Here is a 3,474-nt window from a genome sequence, read left to right on the forward strand (position 1 = left end):
CGAGGTACGCCGTGGTCGGCCCCAGGATCGTGCCCACCCGATGCCGAACCCAGTCCGTCGGACGCCGTTCGGCAGCACGCCGATCGGCCCATGATGCGGTGCTGGCGTAGCCGCCGACGAGGAAGAAGACCGGCACCACCTGGAACGCCAGGGTCAGCCACCTGGTCCACGGCATCACCTCCAGCGGGTAGTCGTTGCCGAACCGACCATCGTCATACGTCACCGCGGAGATGAGCCAGTGGCCGAGCACGACGAACAGCACGGCGACCACCCGGTAGAGGTCCGCGGACAGTTCGCGGGCCTCGCGGGCGGGCGGGCTCGGCGATGGCGGCGCAGGATCACCCGCCATGGATCGCGATGCGGGGGTTGACGAGGTCGGCGGGCATCACGAGTCGCTCCTCACCAGTCCATTGACACGCCAACGTTGGCTACCGGGAGCGAGACCCGACAGCCGCGTGGTGTGTTGGTACTAGCCCTGGCTTTGAATCAGCGCGATGCACGTGCCGTAGTTCTCGGGCGTGCAGGGGATGCCGTTCACTCTCTGGAATTCGTTCCCGCCGCCGGTGATGACGGCGCCCGGCGGGGCGGCTTGCGGCGGGATGACGGGGCCGCCCGCCTGGCCGCCACTGGTGCAGACCCCTGCCGACCGTTCGACGGTGCCGTAGGGGCATGCGGACGCCGGGGCGGCGAGCACCAACGGTGCTGCGCCGAGCGCCGCGGCGCTGACGACGAGGAGAATCCCGCGCTTCACGTAGACCATCACACACTCCATAGACTCGCTAAATTCCCCAACTCTGCGGACAGCCTAACCCGCTGCGTCGGCCGCCGACTCCTGAACTACTCCGATGGCACCCCGGGGCGGGCGGCGAGGTCGTCGGAGCGGCCCGCGTTCACGCGCGACCACTGGGCGGTGGGGCGACCGGCGATCCTCATCCTGGCAGGCCCGACCAGGTGCTCGTGCTGCGGCCAGCCAGGTGGCGACTGCTCCCACGGCTCCTGGCGACCGAACACGGTGAGATCGATCAGCGCATAGCTGTTGTCCATCACCTCGACGCCGCGGTAGTTGGTCCAGTAGGTCTCGAAGACCCGGTCGCCGTCGCGGACGTAGGACACCAGGTGCATGACCCCGACGGTGCGCCCGACGAGCAGCGCGTCCAACGATGGCTGCGCCGAGTACCACGGCATCTCCCAGCCCATGAAGTCGCGATAGCGGGCGCTCTCGGCGTAGGGCCCCTGACAGAAGACCGCGTAGGTGATGTCCCGAGCATGCAGGTAGGACAGCTCGGCGACGTGGGTGTTGCACCAGGTGCAGCCCTCGCACTGCTCGGGTGCGGGGGCCCCGGGGTTCCACATGAAGTAGTACGCCAAGAGTTGACGACGCCCCTCGAATGCCTGCAGCAGGGTGACCGGGCCGTCCGGTCCGGTCAACTCCAGATTCGCGTCCACCTCGACCATCGGCAGCCTGCGCCTGGCGGCGGCGATCGCGTCACTCTCGCGGGTGTGGGCCTTCTCCCGGAGTCGAAGAACGTCCAGTTCGGCTTGGAAGTCGGTCCGGTCGACCACCGGCGGCAGGCTCGATTCGTCCGCCGGGGACAGGCCGGCTAGTGACACGACGGACGCTCCTGCGCGCGAGCTGGGCGTTGGTCGTCGGGGTCTTGGGGATCGGCGTCGCCGAACCATCGCGACGGTTGATGCCCGGCGTACTCGTCGTGCCAGCACCACCACTCGTACGGCGGAGATTGCGGGTAGCCCTTCGGTGAGTCCTCCCAATTCTCTTGGCGGCCAAGGGCTGTCATGTCCAAGAAGTTCCAGGTGTTGACGAATGCCTCGTCGCCGCGGTTGTTGATGAAGTAGGTGCGGAACACGCGTCCGTCGTCGTCCCTGATGAAGGCGTTCGTACCGTGCCACTGGTCAACGCCGAAGTCGACGTCGAACGCGGCATCGGGGGTGGGGATCATCGTGTACCAGGGGATGGACCATCCCATCCGCGTCTTGATGCGTGCGATGTCGGCCTGCGCTCCGCGGGAGGCGTAGACGAGCGTGGTGTCACGAGCGTTGAGGTGGGCGAGGTTGCCGATGTGATCCGCCATCAGTGAGCAGCCGACGCAACCGTGGTCCGGCCAGCCGTGGACGTCGGGATCGGCGAACGCGCGGTAGACGATCAACTGCCGACGGCCGTCGAACAGGTCGAGAAGGCTCGCCGTGCGGTCGGGCCCTTCGAAGACGTACCGCTTTGCGACCTCCGTCCACGGCATCCGCCTGCGCTCGGCGGCAAGCGCGTCGCGGGCGCGCAGCATCTGCTTCTCCTTGACGAGCAGTTCGCTGTGCGCGGCCTGCCAGTCGCGGGCCGACACGATCGGCGGTGTCCTCATGTCTGATCCTTCCCAACGGAATTCGCGTCAACGTTATACATTTCAGTTGAACATCAAGCAGCCGCTATAGTCAACAGCATGGTTGAAGATCAGGTGCTGGATCGGGCGTACGCCGCGCTGTCGGATCCCACCCGCCGGCTGCTGCTGGAGACGCTCCGCGAGGGTGATGCACGCATCACCGATCTGGCCGCCCCGCTACCGATGACCTTCGCGGGCGTGTCCCGACACGTCGGAGTGTTGGAGGCGGCAGGCCTGGTCCGACGCGAGGTCCGCGGCAGGGAGCATTGGCTATCCCTGCAACCGGACGGGTTGACCTCGGCGCAGCAGTGGATCGACGAACAGACCGACTTCTGGTCCACTCGCGCCGACGCGCTGGCCGCCCGCCTGCGACGCAAGAAGCGCACCCGGTGAGCGGCGCCCCGACGGTCCGCGTCCAACGCGTCATGCCTGCCCCGCCCGACGTGGTGTTCGACGAGTGGCTCGACCCGGAGTCGTTGACCGAGTGGATGTGTCCACGCCCCAGCCGCGTCGTGGCACTCACCGTCGAACCGCACGTCGGCGGAAGCGTGCGTTTCGACGTCGACGACTCGGGCAGCCGGGTGCTGATAGCGGGACGATTCCTCGCCGTCGACCGGCCACGTCTGCTGCGCTTCACGTGGAGCCACTCGGGCTGGCAGGACCCGACGGTCACCAGTGTCGTCAACGTCGCGTTCGAGCCCGTAGGCGACGATCAGACGCTGATGTCGATCGAGCATTCCCTGCTGCCGCCGGAGGGGTTCGACGATCACGACCAGGGCTGGTCGGTGACCGCCGACCAGTTCGTGGCGTTCCTGCGGGCCCGCTAGTTGTCGTACCCCGGTGTGATGATGGTGTCATGTCTTCGACGGCAACCGATTCCGCTCCTGTCGGGGTGGGTCCGCAGGAACGTCTCGAGGTGTTGTTCGAGGAGTTGGCCGAGCTGACCGGCCGACGCAACGCCACCGACGCCCGCATCGTGGACATCATCGCCGAAATCGACCGCGACGGCATCTGGGGCGCCACCGGATGCCGCTCCATCGCCGCGCTAGTGGCCTGGAAGACCGGAGTGTCCTCCCACAACGCC

7 protein-coding genes are annotated in these 3,474 nt (G+C 67.4%); 3 read left to right on the forward strand and 4 right to left on the reverse strand.

The features are described 5' to 3' along the window. The 4 genes from ABW137_RS01115 to ABW137_RS01130 all read right to left on the reverse strand — a co-directional run. A partial coding sequence (locus tag ABW137_RS01115; RefSeq protein WP_526396009.1) for an acyltransferase family protein occupies positions 1 to 349 on the reverse strand: 349 nt, incomplete at its 3' end. Between the two features lie 120 nt (positions 350 to 469). After that, the gene (locus ABW137_RS01120; RefSeq protein ID WP_526396011.1) at positions 470 to 760 is read right to left on the reverse strand and encodes a hypothetical protein; all 291 of its coding nucleotides are present in this window, start codon (positions 758 to 760) and stop codon (positions 470 to 472) included. 77 nt (positions 761 to 837) lie between these two features. Further along, complete coding sequence (locus tag ABW137_RS01125; RefSeq protein WP_526396013.1) at positions 838 to 1,611, reverse strand: DUF899 family protein; 774 nt, start codon at positions 1,609 to 1,611, stop codon at positions 838 to 840. Continuing rightward, positions 1,602 to 2,372, reverse strand: coding sequence for a DUF899 domain-containing protein (locus tag ABW137_RS01130; RefSeq protein ID WP_526396015.1), 771 nt, complete (start codon positions 2,370 to 2,372; stop codon positions 1,602 to 1,604). Before ABW137_RS01130 ends, ABW137_RS01125 begins: the two co-directional genes overlap by 10 nt. 78 nt (positions 2,373 to 2,450) lie before the next feature. On the opposite strand from ABW137_RS01130, the gene ABW137_RS01135 reads away from it, so the two are divergent. The 3 genes from ABW137_RS01135 to ABW137_RS01145 form a co-directional block, all read left to right on the forward strand. After that, positions 2,451 to 2,783: an ArsR/SmtB family transcription factor gene (locus ABW137_RS01135; protein WP_526396017.1), complete on the forward strand. Its 333-nt coding sequence runs from the start codon at positions 2,451 to 2,453 to the stop codon at positions 2,781 to 2,783. Then, positions 2,780 to 3,217, forward strand: a complete 438-nt coding sequence (locus ABW137_RS01140; RefSeq protein ID WP_526396019.1) for an SRPBCC family protein — start codon at positions 2,780 to 2,782, stop codon at positions 3,215 to 3,217. The genes ABW137_RS01135 and ABW137_RS01140 overlap by 4 nt, the downstream gene beginning before the upstream one ends. A 29-nt stretch (positions 3,218 to 3,246) precedes the next feature. Beyond that, on the forward strand, positions 3,247 to 3,474 hold a 228-nt coding region (locus ABW137_RS01145; protein ID WP_526396021.1), incomplete at its 3' end, for a DUF222 domain-containing protein.

It is taken from the genome of Mycobacterium sp. (genome assembly GCF_040509115.1).
Classification (GTDB): Bacteria; Actinomycetota; Actinomycetes; order Mycobacteriales; family Mycobacteriaceae; genus Mycobacterium.